A 15,099-nucleotide genomic window follows, 5' to 3' on the forward strand; every position below is an offset into this window, starting at 1 on the left:
GCACGTGACGGATCGTAGTCAGCGCCGGTAGATGTCGGCGATTTCCGCCGCGTACGTCTTGTGCACGGTCTGCCGCTTGACCTTCAGCGACGGGGTGAGCTCGCCGGTGGCCTCGGTGAAGTCGTGCGGCAGGATGCGGAACACCTTGATTCCCTCGGCCTTGGAGACCGACTGGTTGGTCTGGTCGACCGCGCCCTGCACCTCGGCGCGCAGCGCCTCGTCCTCGCGCAGGTCGGCGACCGGGGTGGTCTCCGGGCGGCCGTGAGCGGCCAGCCACTTCGGCAGCGCCTCCTCGTCGATGGTGACCAGCGCGGAGATGAACGGCTGGCGGTCGCCGACCACGACACACTGGCTGATCAGCGGGTGCGCCCGGACCTGGTCCTCCAGCATCGCCGGGGCGACGTTCTTGCCGCCGGCGGTCACGATGATCTCCTTCTTCCGGCCGGTGATGCTGAGGAAGCCGTCGTCGTCGAGCTTCCCCAGGTCGCCGGTGCGGAACCAGCCGTCCGCGCTGAGCGCCTCGGCGGTGGCCGCCTCGTTGCGCCAGTACCCCCGGAAGACCAGGTCGCCGGAGATCAGGATCTCGCCGTCGTCGTCGATCCGGACGGTCACGCCGGGCAGCGGGCGGCCGACGGTGCCGATCCGGGTGGCGTCGGGCAGGTTCGCGGCGGCGGCGGGGGAGGTCTCGGTGAGCCCGTACCCCTCGCAGATGGTCACTCCGATGCCCCGGAAGAAGTGGCCGAGCCGGGCGCCGAGCGGCGCGCCGCCGGAGATCGCGTCCCGGCACCGGCCGCCCAGGGCGGCGCGCAACTTGCGGTAGACCAGCTTGTCGAAGACCGCGTGCTGCGCGCGCAGCGCCAGGCCCGGCCCGCCCGGCTTGTCCAGGGCCTCGCTGTACGCGACCGCGACCTGCTCGGCCCGGTCGAAGATCTTCCCCTTGCCGTCGGCCTCGGCCTTCTGCCGGGCCCCGTTGTAGACCTTCTCGAAGACCCGGGGGACCGAGAGCACGAAGGTCGGCTTGAACTCCTGGAGCGCCCCGATGAGGTCCGTCGTGTCGGGGCAGTGCGCCATGGTGGCCCGAGCCTGCACCATGCCGATCTGGATGAGCCGGGCGAAGGCGTGCGCGAGCGGGAGGAACAGCAGGGTCGACGCGCCCGGCCGCAGGAACAGGTTCGGCAGTACGGGCACCGCGTTGGCGATGTCGGCGTACATGTTGCGGTGGGTCAGCACGCAGCCCTTGGGGCGGCCGGTGGTGCCGCTGGTGTAGATGATGGTCGCCACGTCGTCGGCCCGGACCGCCGTGCGGCGTCGGTCGATCTCCAACGGGTCGACCGGGGCGCCGGCGGCGATTAGCTCGCCGACCGCACCCAGCTCGATCTGCCAGACCTGCGCCAGCTCGGGGAGCCGGTCCCGGACGCCGGCGACGAGGGTGGCGTGCGCGGTGCTCTCGACCACGACCGCGACCGCGCCGGAGTCCTCCAGGATCCAGGCGGCCTGCTCGGCGCTGGAGGTCTCGTAGATCGGCACGGTGACCGCGCCGGTCGCCCAGATCGCGTAGTCGAACAGGGTCCACTCGTACCGGGTGCGGCTCATCAGGGCGACCCGGTCGCCGGGGGACACGCCGGCCGCGACCAGCCCGCGGGCCACCGCGACCACCTCGTCGCGGAACTGCCGGCACGTCACGTCCTCCCGGCCCGCGCCCGCCTCGCCGGCCGACGGGACGGGGCGGACGAACTGCACCGCCTCCGGGGCCGCCTCGGCGTTGTCCCAGACCGGCTGGGTCAGGTTGGCCGAGTCGCCGACGGTGACGATCGGCGGAACGGAGAACTCGCGCACCTGCACTCCCTCGTGCTCGCACTGGCCGGGCGGGCGGGGGCCCGGACGGGTCGGCTCTGTCGAAACCTACCCGCCCGCCCAGGTGACTGCGGTAGGAGGTTGCCCGCACCGCCTCCCGAATCGGGCCCGAGCGTGGCGCTCGTCGGACGGGTCCGTCGGCGACGGGCCGCCGCGTGGCGGGGGTGGACCGGGGCGTTCCCGCCCGCCGCCGGGTAGCCTCCCCCACATGGCGGACTCCTCCACCCAGTCGATCGTCATCGGCGCGTCACCGGATCGGGTCGCGGCGGTGATCTGCGACTTCGCGCGCTACCCCGAGTGGACCGAGGCGATGCGCCGGGCCGAGGTCGTCGAGGAGTACGAGGACGGCTACGCCAGCCAGGTCCGGTTCACCATCGACGCCGGGGTGCTGGCCGACGAGTACGTGCTCGCCTACGAGTACTCCGAGGACCTGACCCGCATCGAGTGGCACCTGGTGGCGCCCTCGAAGATGCAGCGCTCCCAACACGGGTCGTACGACCTGGTCGGCAACGCGGACGGGACGACCACGGTGACCTACACCCTGGAGGTGGAGCTCTCCGTGGGCATGCTGGGCATGTTTCGGCGCAAGGCCGAAAAAATGATCATGGATACGGCGTTGAAGCAGCTCAAGCTTCGGGTAGAAGAATCCGGTGCGGCGCGTTGACGCGACCTGCTGCGGCACGCCCGGCACGGTAGAGGAGCCGACCATGGGGGGTACCGAGCCGGGTTCGGCCCGGGAAGAGGCGGAGCGGCTGGTCGCCACGGCGCTCGCGGCGGCCCGGCTGGCCGGGGCTCGCGCTGGGTCCGGTTCCGGGGCGGGCCCGTGGGGTCCGGTCGGTGGGATGCTGTCGAGTGTCCTCGGTCACAGTGCCGGCGGGCGGGCGGCCGGCGGGCCCGCCGAGTCCGGCCGGGGCGGGTTCGCCACCGGTGCGGCAGAATGCTGCATCTGCCCGGTGTGCCGGGGTATCGCGGCGTTACGCGACCCGAGTCCGGAATTCGCCGAGCGGCTCGCCACCGGAGCGGGTGATCTGGCCGCCGGCGTGGCCAGCCTGCTGCGCGCGTTCGCCTCGGCCGACGACCCCGCCCACCGCCCGGCGGAGCCGGGCGACGCGGCGCCGCCCCCGCCCCGGGCCGGGGCGCGCCAGGAGTCGGGCGATCATGTGTGGCGCGAGGCCACCCGTACCGGGCATGATTCTCAGCCGGCGCCGGAGCAGGACGTGTGGTCCGCCGCGACCCGGGGGGAGGGTCGGGGCGTTCCGGTTGCCGACGTGCCGCCCGCCGACGACGCCGGGTCGGACGCGCCGGGGGACTCCCGGCCGACGGCCGGCCACCCCGGGGGGCCCGTCTCGCGGACGCCCGGCGGCGCGGGCGAGGACGCACCAGGCGACGAGGCCTGACCACCGCACATCCCGACCCACCCCACGGCGGTTTCGCCGTGACGGTGCCGGACAGCACAGCAGAGGGGAGTGGCAGCGGTGACGCTGACCATCGGAGTCGACGTCGGTGGCACGAAGGTGGCCGGCGGTGTCGTGGACGACACCGGCAAGGTTCTCGTGCAGGCCCGACGGGACACCCCCGCCGACAACGTGGCCAAGACCCGCGACGTCATCATCGATGTGGTCACCGAACTCGCCGCCGGCCGGCAGATCTACGCCGTCGGCATCGGCGCGGCCGGCTGGATCGACGTCAGCCGATCAAATGTCCTCTTCGCCCCGAACCTGGCCTGGCGCGACGAGCCGCTGCGTGAGTACGTCAGCGCCGCGACCGGCCTGCCGGTGATCGTGGAGAACGACGGCAACGTCGCGGCCTGGGCCGAGTTCCGCTACGGCGCGGCCCGGCACGCCGACGACTCGATGGTCATGTTCACCATCGGCACCGGCGTCGGCGGCGGCATCGTGCTCGGCGGTGAACTGGTGCGCGGGGCCAACGGCATCGCCGCCGAGCTGGGCCACATGCTCACCGTCCCCGACGGCCACCAGTGCGGCTGCGGCCGGCTCGGCTGCATCGAGCAGTACGCCAGCGGCAGCGCCCTCGTCCGGTTCGCCCGCGCCGCCGCCCGGCAGGAGCCGCACCGGGCCACCGCGCTGCTGGAACTGGCCGGCGGCGAGGCCGAGGCCGTCACCGGCCCGATGGTGACGGCCGCCGCCCAGGGCGGCGACCCCGTGTCCGCCGAGGCGTTCGCCCAGGTCGGGCGTTGGCTCGGCACCAGCCTCGCCGACATGGCGCAGATCCTCGACCCGCAGGTGCTGGTCGTCGGCGGTGGCGTCGTCGAGGCCGGCGATCTGCTGCTCGGCCCGACCCGGCGGTCCTTCACCGACGCGCTGGCCCAGCGCAGCCGGCTCCCGGTCGCCGAGGTGCGCCCCGCCGAGCTGGGCAACACCGCCGGCGTGATCGGCGCCGCCGACCTGGCCCGTCGGGTCTGAGGCGGGCCGGGATGAGCGAGAACTCGGGCGTGCCGCTGCGCGTCGTGTCGTACAACATCCACAGCCAGCGTGACGACACCGCCGCGCTGGCCGCGGTGGTCCGCGAGGCCGCGCCGGACGTGGTGATCGTGCAGGAGGCCCCCCGGCGGTTCCGGTGGCGGCAGAAGTCGGCCACGCTGGCCGGGTCCTTCGGGCTGGTGGTCGCCGCCGGCGGGCTGCCGTCGCTGGGCAACCTGCTGCTGACCAGCCTGCGGGTGCGGGTGCTCGACACCCGCTGCCAGCGCTACCCGCTGACTCCGGGCCGGCACCTGCGCGGCGCCGCGTACGCCGAGTGCCGGGTGGGCGGGGCACGGTTCCTGCTGGCCGGCTCGCACCTGTCCACCGACCCGGCCGAGCGGCCCGCCCAGGCGGCGGCGTTCAAGCGGGAACTGGCAGCCGCCGACCTGCCCGTGGTGGCCGGCGCCGACCTCAACGAGGGCCCCGACGGCCCGGCCTGGGCGACGGTGGGGGAGGGGCTGACCGACGCGGCGGTCGCGGCCGACCGGGCCGACCGGCACACCTACTCGTGCGCCGACCCGCGCCGGCGCATCGACGCGGTCTTCGTCGACCCCCGGATCACCGTGGTCGACTACGACGTGGTCGACACCCCCCAGACCCGCCGCGCCAGCGACCACTTCCCCGTCCTGGTCGACCTGCTGCTGCCGGCCACCGGCTGACCGCGCCGGGGCGTCCGACCCTCCACAGGGGCTGGACAAACCGGTTGGGTTACCGGAAGGATTTCGCAGCGACCGGCACTCGTGCCGCACCTAAGGAGAATCCGGTGTCCCCCTCCACCGACCCCGGCCGTCCCGAGCCGGAAGCGGCGACGCCCGCCCCGACCCGGGAGGGCCGCCCGGTCTCCGACCGGGGCGACACGGTCTGCGTCATCGGGGCCGGGGCCAGCGGCCTGACCGCGGTGAAGAACCTGCGCGAACACGGCTTCGGCGTCGACTGCTACGAACGGGAGACCGGCGTCGGCGGCGCGTGGAACTGGCGGCACGACCGCAGCCCCGTGTACGCCAGCACCCACCTGATCTCGTCGCCGCCGTTCACCCAGTTCCCCGACTTCCCGATGCCGGACGACTGGCCGGACTACCCGCACCACAGCCAGTTGCTGTCCTACTTCGAGCGTTACGCCGACCACTTCGACCTGCGCCAGCACGTCTGGTTCGGCACCGAGGTGGTCCGGGTCGAGCCGGTCGCCGGCGACCGCTGGGACGTCACCACCCGCAGCACCGGCGGGTACGGCCCGGAGCGCACCTCCCGGTACGCCGCCGTGGTCGTCGCCAACGGCCACAACTGGTCGCCGAAGCTGCCCCGCTACGAGGGGCTGGAGGAGTTCCGGGGCGAGATCATGCACGCCTCGTCCTACAAGGACCCGGCTCAGTTGCGCGGCAAGCGGGTGCTGGTCGTCGGGGCCGGCAACACCGGGTGCGACATCGCGGTCGAGGCGGCCCAGCAGGCGTCCCACTGCTGGCACTCCACCCGCCGCGGCTACTGGTACGCCCCGAAGTACGTCCTCGGGCGCCCCGCCGACCAGGTGAACGACCGTCTGCTGGCGCTGCGGGTGCCGCTGCGGATCCGGCAGTGGCTCTACCACTGGACGCTGCGGCTCACCGTCGGCGACCTGACCCGGTTCGGCCTGCCGAAGCCCGACCACCGGGTCTACGAGACCCACCCGATCGCCAACAGCCAGCTCGTCTACTACGTCGGACACGGCGAGATCGCCCCGGTGCCGGACGTGGCCCGGTTCCACGCCAAGGCGGTGGAGCTGACCGACGGCCGCCGGATCGAGCCGGAGCTGGTCGTCTTCGCCACCGGCTACCTTCCCCGCTTCGAGTTCCTCGACCCGAGGATCCTCGGCGACGCCGACGGGTCGGGCCGGCCCCGGCTGTGGCTCAACGCCTTCGCCCCCGGCCATCCGACCCTCGCCGTCGCCGGCCTGGTCCAGGCCGACTCGGGGATCTTCACCCTGTCGCACTGGCAGACCGTGCTCTTCGCCCGGCTGCTCACGCTGCGCCTCACCCGGCCCGACCGGGCCGCCGCGTTCGCGAAGCGGGCCGCGGCCGGGGTCGGCGAGCGCTACTCCGGCAAGGTCAAGGAGAGCAGCCGGCACTGGTTCGAGGTCGGCCACGCCGACTACCTGCGCGCCGTGCAGCGCGCGATGTACGACCTGGAGGAGAAGTGAGCGGCGGCGGGGAGCGGGTGCGGATCATGCGCGGCCGGGAGTGGGCCCGCCCGGTCCGCCCGGCCCGCCGCGAGGTGCTCAGCGCGCTCCCCGAGCTGGAGCAGGGCCGCCCGCCGCTGCTGTTCGTGCCCGGCTTCGGGCACGGCGCGTGGGCGTTCGCCGAGCACTGGCTGGAGCACGCCGCCGGGCGCGGCTTCCCGGCGTACGCGCTGAGCCTGCGCGGGCACGGCGGCAGCGAGCCGGCGCCGGAGGCGACGCTGCGGGCGTACACCCACGACGTGACGCAGGTGGCGGCGGGCCTGCCGCGCCAGGCGGTGCTGGTGGGGCACGGCGCCGGGGCGCTGGTGGTCCGGCATGCCCTGGCCCGCTACCCGGCCCGGGCGGCGGTGCTGGTCGCCCCGGTGCTCGGCGAGTGGGGGACGCTGGGCACCGCGCTGCGCCGCAACCCCGGCGGCACCCTGCCCGCCCTGGTCGGCGGCGGGCTGCGGCTCAGCCGCCGGCAGCTGTTCAGCCGCGAGTTGCCCGACGCCGAGGCCCGCCGGTACGCCTCCCGGCTCGGTCGGGCCGGCCGGCGCGCGCAGTGGCAGCTGCTGACCCATCGCGACCCGGAGCCCGCCGTGGGCCACCCGCCGGTGCTGGTGCTGGGCAGCCCGGACGACCGGGTGGTCCCGCCGGCCGCGCTGACCCGGGCCGCCCGGCGGCACGGCGGCGCGCCGCTGCTCTTCCCCGGGATGGGGCACGACCTCATGCTGGACGCCCGCTGGCGGGAGCCGATCGACGCCATCCTGGACTGGCTGGAGAAGGAGCACGCACCGGCCTGACCCGAGCCGGCGCGGCCGGCCGGTCAGCCGGTCGTGCTGATGTGGTTCAGCAGCGAGCCCTCGTCGTCGAGGGCGCTGAGGTAGGAGCGCGCCCAGGCGTGGATGTCGTGGCGGTGCAGGTGCTCGCGCATCGCGCGCATCCGGGCGGTCACGTCGGCCGGGTCGGCCTGGAGCGCGGCCAGCAGCTCCTGCTTGAGCCCCTCCAGGTCGTGCGGGTTGACCAGGTACGCCTGCGGCAGCTCCGCCGCCGCGCCGGCGAACTCGCTGAGCAGCAGGGCGCCGGTGTCGTCCACCCGTGCCGCCACGTACTCCTTCGCGACCAGGTTCATCCCGTCCCGCAGCGGGGTCACCGCCATCACGTCGGCGACCCGGTAGAGCGCGGCCAGTTCGGCCCGGTCGAACGGCTGGGTGAGGTAGTGGATGGCGGGCTCGCCGACCCGGCCGAACTCGCCGTTGATCCGTCCCACCTCGCGCTCGACCCGGTCGCGGAGGATCTGGTACTGCGTCACCCGCTCCCGGCTGGGCACCGCCACCTGCACCAGCACCGTGTCGCGCACCTTGACGTGCCCGCTGGCCAGCAGCTCGCTGTACGCCTTGAGGCGCTGCTCGATGCCCTTGGTGTAGTCCATCCGGTCCACGCTGAGGATGACGTGGTCGGGGTCGCCGAGGTCCTGGCGCAGCCGTCGGGCCCGGGCGGCCACGTCGGGGCGGCCCGCCAGGGCGGCCATCTCGGCGGTGTCGATCGAGACGGGGAACGCCCCGATCCGGACCACCCGGTCGCCGACGCTGATCCGCCGGTCGGTGGCCGGCAGTTCCAGCACCTTGGCCACCAGCTGGGCGAAGTTGTGCGCGGCCTGGGCGCGCTGGAAGCCGATCAGGTCGGCGCCGAGCATGCCGCGCAGCAGTTCCGCCCGGCGGGGGAGCTGCATGAACAGCTCCGGCGGCGGGAACGGCACGTGCAGGAAGAAGCCGATCCGCAGGTCGGGGCGCAGCTCGCGGAGCAGGCCGGGGACCAGTTGCAGGTGGTAGTCCTGCACCCAGACCACCGCGCCCCGCTCGGCCACCTCGGCCGTCGCCTCGGCGAACCGCTGGTTGACCCGCTGGTACGCCTCCCACCAGCGGCGGTGGTACTCGGGCTGCTCGACCGCGTCGTGGTACAGCGGCCACAGGGTCGAGTTGGCGAAGCCCTCGTAGTGGTCGCGAAGATCCTCGAAGCTCAGCGGCACGGTGTGCATCCGGACGCGGTCGACGTCGGGCAGGGCCGGTGCCGGCCCGGTGCCGCCCGCCCAGCCGACCCAGGTGGCCGGGGTGTGTCGGAGCAGGGGGTGCAGGGCGCTCACCAGCCCGCCGGGGCTGCTTCGCCACTCGCAGGCGCCGTCCGGCGCCACACTGTCGTCGATGGGGAGGCGGTTTGCCACCACCACGAGTGAACTCTGTCGCATCTCGGGCATTCCGATCAGCAGAGACCGACCGCCGCGAGCGAGGAACAACCGGGCAGTCAGTGGGGGAAGTGACGTACAGCGGTATTCCTACTGACAGTAAGTTACACCACTGTTACGCCTCTCGCGGTGGGCGGCGGCGTCCCGCAATCCGGGCACCCGGCGTCCGGGCCCGGGACGCGACGGAGCGTGCCCCCCCGGCCGCCTCAGACCCGGGCGCCGTTGTCCGGGTCGTCGTCGGAGTCACCGGGGCGCAGCCGCCAGATCAGCGTCACGAAGCCGGCCAGTATCCCGGTGAACCCGAACAGGGTGACCACCGACCTGTCCACCGGCAGCAGCGACGGCTTCAGGAAGAGCACGAAGCCGACGATGATGGCGAGCACGCCGGCCACCGCGTACTTGGAGATCCGGGGCAGGGGTGGGGGCGGCGGCGGGGTGTAGCGCTCCTCCGCGCCGTCGGGCAGGTCGGCGCCGAAGGTGTCCAGCCCGTCCAGCAGCGACGGCTCGTCCTGCCGGCCCTGGCCCACGGAGACGCCGGAGATGTCGGCGGCCCAGGGCAGCCGGCGCACGTCGGTGGCGGTCCCGCCCTCGTCCGCCCCGACCCGGCCGGCTCCGCCCGCCGCCGGCTCACCGGGCTCGTCGTCGACGTCCTCCGCCGCGGGCCAGGGGTGCGCCCCGGCGGCCGGGGCGGTGTGGAAGCCGGCCACGATGCGGGCCCACTCGGCGTCCACGTCCGGCTCGTTCCGGGCCGGCTCGGCGGGGGTCTCGTCGGCGAGCTGGGTGAGGTAGTCACGCGCCGTGGTCAGGTGCGACCGGTCGACGTAGAGCCGGTCGACCGGCCGGGACGGAACGGTGGTGGTGCGGGTGACGGGGTTCAGGTCGGCCGACGGCTGAAGGTACGCCGCGATGCCGCCGGCGGCCAGCACGTCGAGCAGGTGCTCGCCGACGCGCGGATCCACGTCGCCGGCGACGGCGTACTCGCTCGCGTCGAGCCCGTTGTCCCGCCGCCCTCGGCGGGCCCCACCCGCTGACACCGGAAATCCTCCCTCGGCGCACCTCGCGGTGCGGTCGCCCCGGCGCTCCGCACGCCGTGCCCTGAATCGTGACACGTCGGGGCCCCGTTCCGGGAGTGCGTTGTGGCGTGCCGCTCCTGGTTCGTCGGCTCATGGCCGACGGTTTCTCCCGCCGACGGCACCCCCGTGGCTGATGAAGTACATCATCCTCGCGAGCAACCACCTGTCCTTCTCCGATTCGATCTTCACGCTGCTGGTCGTCAAGCGAAAAGTCACATTCGCCGCCAAAGCGGAGTAGTTCACCGGTAAGGGGCTCAAGGGCCGGCTGGCGAAGCATCGCCGGCAACGTCCTCGCCGGTTGCGTTCTGTGCGTCCCTGCCGCGCGAGCACGACCGCACCTGCCTCAAGCCTGCCGGGAGCACGCCCGCACCTGCCTCAAGGCCCGTCCCGAGATCCTTGACGGGTTGACCGAGTGGACAGCCGGAAGGGCTACGTCTGCGGGCCAGCACCAGTACCGGCACCGGCGAGGCGGAGCAGGCCCGGCGCGTGGTTGCGGGTGGCGAACTCCCGCACCTGGGCCAGCACCTCGGCCGCGCCCGCCGAATCCACCTCGCCCAGGGTGGGCAGCGCGAGGGCGAGGGCGAGCGCGTGGTCGGTGACGTCGCCCATCCGGCGGTACTGTTCGGCCGCCGACCGGAACAGCCCGGCGGCGGCGAGGGTGTCCCCGGCCGCCCGGGCGAGCGCGGCCTCCGCCTCCTGGCCGGCGGCCAGGGCCCACGGGGTCGTCCGCGGCGAGCGGGCCAGCAGCTCCCGGACCCGTCGGGCGGCGTCCCCGCCGAGCACCACCGCGACGTGCCCGATCGCGGGAACCCACTCGGCGAACGGGATCATCCGGGTCCGCCGCCAGTCGTCGTCCAGTTCGGCGAGCAGCCGTAGCGCCTCGACCTCGCGTCCCTGCACCGCCCGGCAGAGCGCGGCGTGGGCCAGCGTCGAGCGGAGCACCCGGTGGAAGCCCGAGCGTCGGGCGGCCAGCACCGCCCGCTCCACCTGGCCGCCCTCGCCGCCCTCCTCGGCCCCGACCCCGCCGGCGCCGTTCGGCCCGGTGGCGGCCCGTTCCGGGTGGTCGCGCAGCGCCCGCAGCCAGCCGGAGACCGCGACGATGTGCAGGTCCCACTCGGCGGTGGGCCGCCGGGTCGACTCGGCCACCAGCGCTGCCGCCGAACCCCAGTCCCCGGCGTAGTACGACCGGGCCCACTGGTCCTCGAAGCTCGTCGCCAGGCTGTGCTCGCCGCCGAGGTCCAGCGAGCGTTGCTCGTCCACCAGCCGGGCCGACCCGGCCAGGTCGCCCTCCTCCTGCAACACCCAGGCCAGGTTGTGCACCGCCCGGCGGCGGCTGGTCAGCCGCTCCACCCGGCAGTGCTCGGTGATCTCGGCCAGTTCGGCGTACGCCTCGCCGACGCCGGACAGGTAGCGGGCCACGGCGAGGGTGATCCGGGCGTTCGCGCTCACCTCGCGCAGTTGCAGGCGTTCGGCGAGCCCGGCGGCGGTCCGGGCCGCCGCGCAGGCCGGGTCGGTCTCCGCGTTGAGCATGTGCACCCGGGCCAGTTCCAGCAGGGCGCCCGCCTTCTCCTCGGTGTCCGGCAGGTCGACGTAGATGCCCAGCGCCCGGTCCAGGCAGCGCAGCGTCTCCGACCGGTCGGCGCGGCTCCACGCCGCCGTGGCGAGCAGCGTCCAGGCCCGGGCCGCCCCCGTCCACTCGCCGGCCTCGGCCAGCCGGTCGGCCAGCTCGGTCAGCTTGCCCGCGCCCCCGGCCACCAGGAACGCGTCGCCGTCGCGGTAGAACGCCAGCTCGGCGTCGAACAGCTCCAGCGTCGGGTCGGGGTCGCCGGCCAGGGCCAGCGCCCGACCGACCAGGGTCGCGGCGGTGTCCAGCGCGTGCAGCTCGTTGGCCCGCCGGGCCGCGCGGTGCAGGGCGGCCCGCGCCGCCGGGGCGTACGGGCCGGTGTCCAGGCCGACTGTGCGGGCGATCTCGTGCGCCGTCCAGCGGTGGTTGGCCAGCACCTCGACGAGGTCGTGCTGCCGGCCGTCGGTGACCTGCTCCAGCCAGTCGGCGGTGCGCTGGTGGCGCAGCACCCGCTCGGCCCGGGGAAGCCGCTGGTAGCAGACGTCCCGGACCAGGATGTGCCGGAAGCGGTACTCGGGCTGCCCGGGCATCGCCGAGGTGGGCTGCTCGTACACCAGGTCGCGGCGTTGCAGCCGGTCCAGCGCCCGCTCGACCCACTCCACCGGCCGGCTCAGCGCGGTGGCCACCGGCGCCGGCCAGAACTGCACGCCGACCACCGCGGCGGCCTGGAGCACGGCCCGGTCGGACGGGTCGAGCAGGTCGAGCCGGTTGGCGATGACCGCCTGCACGGTGCGCGGCATCCCCGGGGAGCCGGCCGGGTCGAGCCGGACGTCCGGCCGGGTCGCGTCGAGCAGCCCGCCGTCGAGCAGCATCCGGGCGTACTCCTGGGCGTAGAGCGGGTTGCCGTCGGCGAACTCGATCAGCGGCCCCCGGGACTCGGGTGGCAGCGCGGCCTGCCCGAGCAGCAGCGAGTAGAGGGCGTCGATGTCCGCGTCGTGCATCGGCGGCACCGAGATCGACATCGCCCCACTGATCGTCCCGGTCCAGGCCGGGTGGCGCTCCCGCAGCTCCGGCCGGGCGGTGGCCAACACCAGCAGCGGCACGCCGCGTGCCGCCGCGCCGAGCTGCTCGACGAAGGCGAGCATGGCCTGGTCGGCCCAGTGCATGTCCTCGAAGACCAGCACCGTCGGGCCGGCGGCGGCCAGGGTGAGCAGGAACCGTCGCCAGGACGCCTCGGTCTCGCCCGGGGTGAGCCGCTCGCCGGGCAGGCCGATCAGCGGGCCGAGCTGACCGGCCAGCCGGACGCCGTGCCGGTCGGCCAGCCCGCCCAGGCGGCGCCGCAGCAGGTCGTCGAGGGCCGTCGGGTCGTCGATGTCCGACACGCCGACCCACCCCTTGACGATGTCGGCGAGGGCGGCGTAGGTGACGTTCTCGCCGAACGGCGGGCACTGCCCGACGAGCCAGGTGACCGGCGGCCCGGGCAGGCTGGCGGCGTGCCGGGCCAGCTCGCGCAGCAGCCGGCTCTTGCCCACCCCGGCCGGGCCGAAGACGGTGACCAGCTGCGAGGTGCGTTCGGTGATCGTCCGGTGCAGGGCGTTGACCAGCAGGCCGCGCTCGTGCTCCCGGTTGACCATCGGCGTCAGCTCGGCGGTGCTCAGGTCCCGCTGGGGCAGCGCGCGGACGGCCAGCCAGATCCGGCTGATCGCGGAGCGGCCCCGCAGTGTCACCGGGGGCTGGACGGCGTATTCCATGTCGTGCCGGGTGGCCGCCCAGGTGCTCTCGTCCACCACCACCCCGCCGGAGGGGGCGAGGGACTGCAACCGGGAGGCCGTGTTCACCACGTCCCCGGTGACGAAGCCCTGCCCGCCGTCGCGGGCGGCGGAGAGGTCGACCAGCGCCTCGCCGGTGGCGATGCCGACCCGGAACCCGAGCGGCGGGTGCGGGCCGGCGGGCTGGCGGGCCAGGTTCCGTTGCAGTTCCAGCCCCGCGCGTACGCAGCGCAGCGCGTCGTTGTCGGTGGCCACCGGCGCCCCGAACAACGCCATCACCGCGTCGCCGATGTACTTCTCGACCACCCCGCCGTACTGGTGCACCAGCCGGCGCACGGTGGCGAAGTAGCCCTGCTGGAGGCTGCGGGCCTGCTCCGGGTCGGCCCGCTCGGCGTACGTCGTGAAGTCGACGATGTCGATGAACAGGACGCTGACCTGGCGGCGGTCCTCCTGCACCGCCAGCGGCCGGTCGTGCAGCGGCTGGCCGCAGCTCGTGCAGAAGTTGGCCTCGGCGCCGTTGGGGTGCCCGCAGCGGGCGCAGCTTCGGCTCAATGCCTGCCCGCACCCGCCGCAGAAGCGGTCGTCGGGACCGGCTCCGCGTGAGCAGTGTCCACACTTGAGGTCGATGGTCGGCTCCGTAGCGCGAGGTGACCTTAGTATCACGCCCCCGTCGCTGAGTCGGCTACCCGATATGTGGACGGACTGTGCGGCTGATCGGGCCAGACTAACCTTCCACTCAGGAGATACCCCGTCAGGAGAGTGCCGTGCACGTACGACTGTCCGCCCCGTGGATGGATTCGCGCGGGACCGTGTGGGCCCCGGGCGACACGGTCGAGGTCGACGCCGTCACTCTCGCCTCACTGGAGGAGCAAGGCATGGTAGAAGCACCGGACGGCCAGGGCACTGGTCCCGAGAACACCACGAACAGCACGTCGACGCCCCCGCCGACGCCCAAGCCGACCGATCCGACAAAGATCGGCCCCGGCCCGGGTGCACCGCCTGCGGACGAGCCGGGCAACTGAATAACGGGACACGTCAATAACCGGTGAAAAGGGCCGGTGGGCCTCGCCCGCCGGCCCTTTTCGTCGTCAGGGGCCGCCGTGCCGGGGTGGCTCAGCGGTCGTTCATGCCGGCCCGGCGGCGCAGCGCCCCCACGTCGGTGACCACGATCCGCCGGCCCTCGGTACGCAGCCAGCCACGGCTGGCGAACGAGCCGATCGCCTGGTTGACGCTCTGCCGGGAGCCGCCGGCCATCTCCGCGAGCTGACTCTGGTTGAGCTCGATCGTGATCATCGGGGCCTGGCTCTCGCCGGCCAGGCGGACCAGCGTCTTGGCGACCCGACCGGGCAGGTCCAGGAAGACGTGGTCGGCGTTCTGCTCGGTCAGCCGGCGGATGAGTCCGCCGAGCGAGCGCATCACCGCGTCGAGGATGCGCGGGTTGGAGTGCACCAGCTCCATGAAGGCGGGGCGGGACAGCGCGAGCGCCGCGGAGTCCTCGATCGCCTCGGCCGACGCCGAGCGGGTGGACGCGTCGAGCAGGGAGACCTCGCCGAGCACGTCCGGGGGGCGGATCACCGACAGCACGGCCCGTTCGCCGGTCGGCGCGGTGCGGAACACTGCCACCGCGCCCCGGCGCAGCACGATCAGCGACTCGCCCGGGTCGTTCTCGACGAAGAGCAGCTGGCCCTTGCGATACGTTCGCGGCACCGCCGCCGCGATCACCCGCTGGCGCACCTCCGGCTCGAGGCCGGCGAACATGTCGACGCCGGTGAGGGCGTCACCCGGCTCCGGCAGGCGCATCTCCACGGCCCAACCCCTCCCCGGTCAAGGACCACAACTCGCAGCCGGGTGAACCTGACAGCCCCCGGTACGAGGTTCTGAACCGGTTCGGCGTCCGGTAGCGGTACACATCAGATCATGACGGTCCAG

The 15,099-nt window shown here is 74.0% G+C and carries 11 protein-coding genes and 1 pseudogene; 7 read left to right on the plus strand and 5 right to left on the minus strand.

Annotated features, from left to right (window positions below; translation table 11 throughout):
- Positions 1 to 18: 18 nt before the first annotated feature.
- On the minus strand, positions 19 to 1,836 hold the full coding sequence (locus ABT023_RS07820) for an AMP-dependent synthetase/ligase (RefSeq protein ID WP_350882852.1): 1,818 nt from the start codon (positions 1,834 to 1,836) through the stop codon (positions 19 to 21).
- A gap of 226 nt (positions 1,837 to 2,062) precedes the next feature.
- On the opposite strand from ABT023_RS07820, the gene ABT023_RS07825 reads away from it, so the two are divergent.
- The 6 genes from ABT023_RS07825 to ABT023_RS07850 all read left to right on the plus strand — a co-directional run bounded on the left by ABT023_RS07825 (position 2,063) and on the right by ABT023_RS07850 (position 7,325).
- Positions 2,063 to 2,518 (plus strand): SRPBCC family protein, encoded by a 456-nt coding sequence (locus ABT023_RS07825; RefSeq protein WP_350882854.1) that lies wholly within the window; start codon positions 2,063 to 2,065, stop codon positions 2,516 to 2,518.
- A 43-nt stretch (positions 2,519 to 2,561) separates the two neighbouring features.
- Positions 2,562 to 3,251, plus strand: a complete 690-nt coding sequence (locus tag ABT023_RS07830; RefSeq protein WP_350882856.1) for a hypothetical protein — start codon at positions 2,562 to 2,564, stop codon at positions 3,249 to 3,251.
- 78 nt (positions 3,252 to 3,329) lie between these two features.
- Complete coding sequence (locus ABT023_RS07835) at positions 3,330 to 4,277, plus strand: ROK family glucokinase (RefSeq protein ID WP_350882858.1); 948 nt, start codon at positions 3,330 to 3,332, stop codon at positions 4,275 to 4,277.
- 11 nt (positions 4,278 to 4,288) lie between these two features.
- Positions 4,289 to 4,993, plus strand: a complete 705-nt coding sequence (locus ABT023_RS07840; RefSeq protein WP_350882860.1) for an endonuclease/exonuclease/phosphatase family protein — start codon at positions 4,289 to 4,291, stop codon at positions 4,991 to 4,993.
- Positions 4,994 to 5,097: 104 nt separating this feature from the next.
- Positions 5,098 to 6,504 carry a flavin-containing monooxygenase gene (locus tag ABT023_RS07845; RefSeq protein ID WP_350882862.1) on the plus strand — a complete coding sequence of 469 codons (1,407 nt, stop codon included), beginning with the start codon at positions 5,098 to 5,100 and terminating at the stop codon, positions 6,502 to 6,504.
- Between the two features lie 26 nt (positions 6,505 to 6,530).
- Complete coding sequence (locus ABT023_RS07850) at positions 6,531 to 7,325, plus strand: alpha/beta hydrolase (protein ID WP_350882942.1); 795 nt, start codon at positions 6,531 to 6,533, stop codon at positions 7,323 to 7,325.
- Between the two features lie 23 nt (positions 7,326 to 7,348).
- On the opposite strand, the gene ABT023_RS07855 is transcribed toward ABT023_RS07850, so the two are convergent.
- Both ABT023_RS07855 and ABT023_RS07860 read right to left on the minus strand, forming a co-directional pair.
- Complete coding sequence (locus ABT023_RS07855; protein WP_350882864.1) at positions 7,349 to 8,767, minus strand: alpha,alpha-trehalose-phosphate synthase (UDP-forming); 1,419 nt, start codon at positions 8,765 to 8,767, stop codon at positions 7,349 to 7,351.
- 203 nt (positions 8,768 to 8,970) lie between these two features.
- Positions 8,971 to 9,798 carry a DUF308 domain-containing protein gene (locus ABT023_RS07860; RefSeq protein WP_350882866.1) on the minus strand — a complete coding sequence of 276 codons (828 nt, stop codon included), beginning with the start codon at positions 9,796 to 9,798 and terminating at the stop codon, positions 8,971 to 8,973.
- A gap of 181 nt (positions 9,799 to 9,979) precedes the next feature.
- Here ABT023_RS07860 and ABT023_RS07865 point away from each other — a divergent pair.
- Positions 9,980 to 10,072 (plus strand): annotated as a pseudogene (locus tag ABT023_RS07865) (1-acyl-sn-glycerol-3-phosphate acyltransferase); the annotation flags it as partial.
- A 194-nt stretch (positions 10,073 to 10,266) separates the two neighbouring features.
- Here the strand turns inward: ABT023_RS07865 and ABT023_RS07870 are convergent.
- The gene (locus ABT023_RS07870; RefSeq protein ID WP_350882868.1) at positions 10,267 to 13,833 is read right to left on the minus strand and encodes an ATP-binding protein; all 3,567 of its coding nucleotides are present in this window, start codon (positions 13,831 to 13,833) and stop codon (positions 10,267 to 10,269) included.
- Positions 13,834 to 14,283: 450 nt separating this feature from the next.
- On the minus strand, positions 14,284 to 14,976 hold the full coding sequence (locus ABT023_RS07875; RefSeq protein WP_161690328.1) for a Crp/Fnr family transcriptional regulator: 693 nt from the start codon (positions 14,974 to 14,976) through the stop codon (positions 14,284 to 14,286).
- Positions 14,977 to 15,099 lie beyond the last annotated feature (123 nt).

This window comes from Micromonospora sp. NPDC002296, assembly GCF_040296145.1.
In the GTDB taxonomy this organism is placed as follows: domain Bacteria; phylum Actinomycetota; class Actinomycetes; order Mycobacteriales; family Micromonosporaceae; genus Micromonospora.

Excerpts from the sequence above, each read along its gene's own strand:
- ABT023_RS07840 (WP_350882860.1), top strand. The coding sequence starts at position 4,289 with ATGAGCGAGAACTCGGGCGTGCCGCTGCGCGTCGTGTCGTACAACATC.
- ABT023_RS07850 (WP_350882942.1), top strand. The coding sequence starts at position 6,531 with ATGCGCGGCCGGGAGTGGGCCCGCCCGGTCCGCCCGGCCCGCCGCGAG.
- ABT023_RS07830 (WP_350882856.1), top strand. The coding sequence starts at position 2,562 with ATGGGGGGTACCGAGCCGGGTTCGGCCCGGGAAGAGGCGGAGCGGCTG.
- ABT023_RS07825 (WP_350882854.1), top strand. The coding sequence starts at position 2,063 with ATGGCGGACTCCTCCACCCAGTCGATCGTCATCGGCGCGTCACCGGAT.
- ABT023_RS07855 (WP_350882864.1), bottom strand. The coding sequence starts at position 8,767 with ATGCGACAGAGTTCACTCGTGGTGGTGGCAAACCGCCTCCCCATCGAC.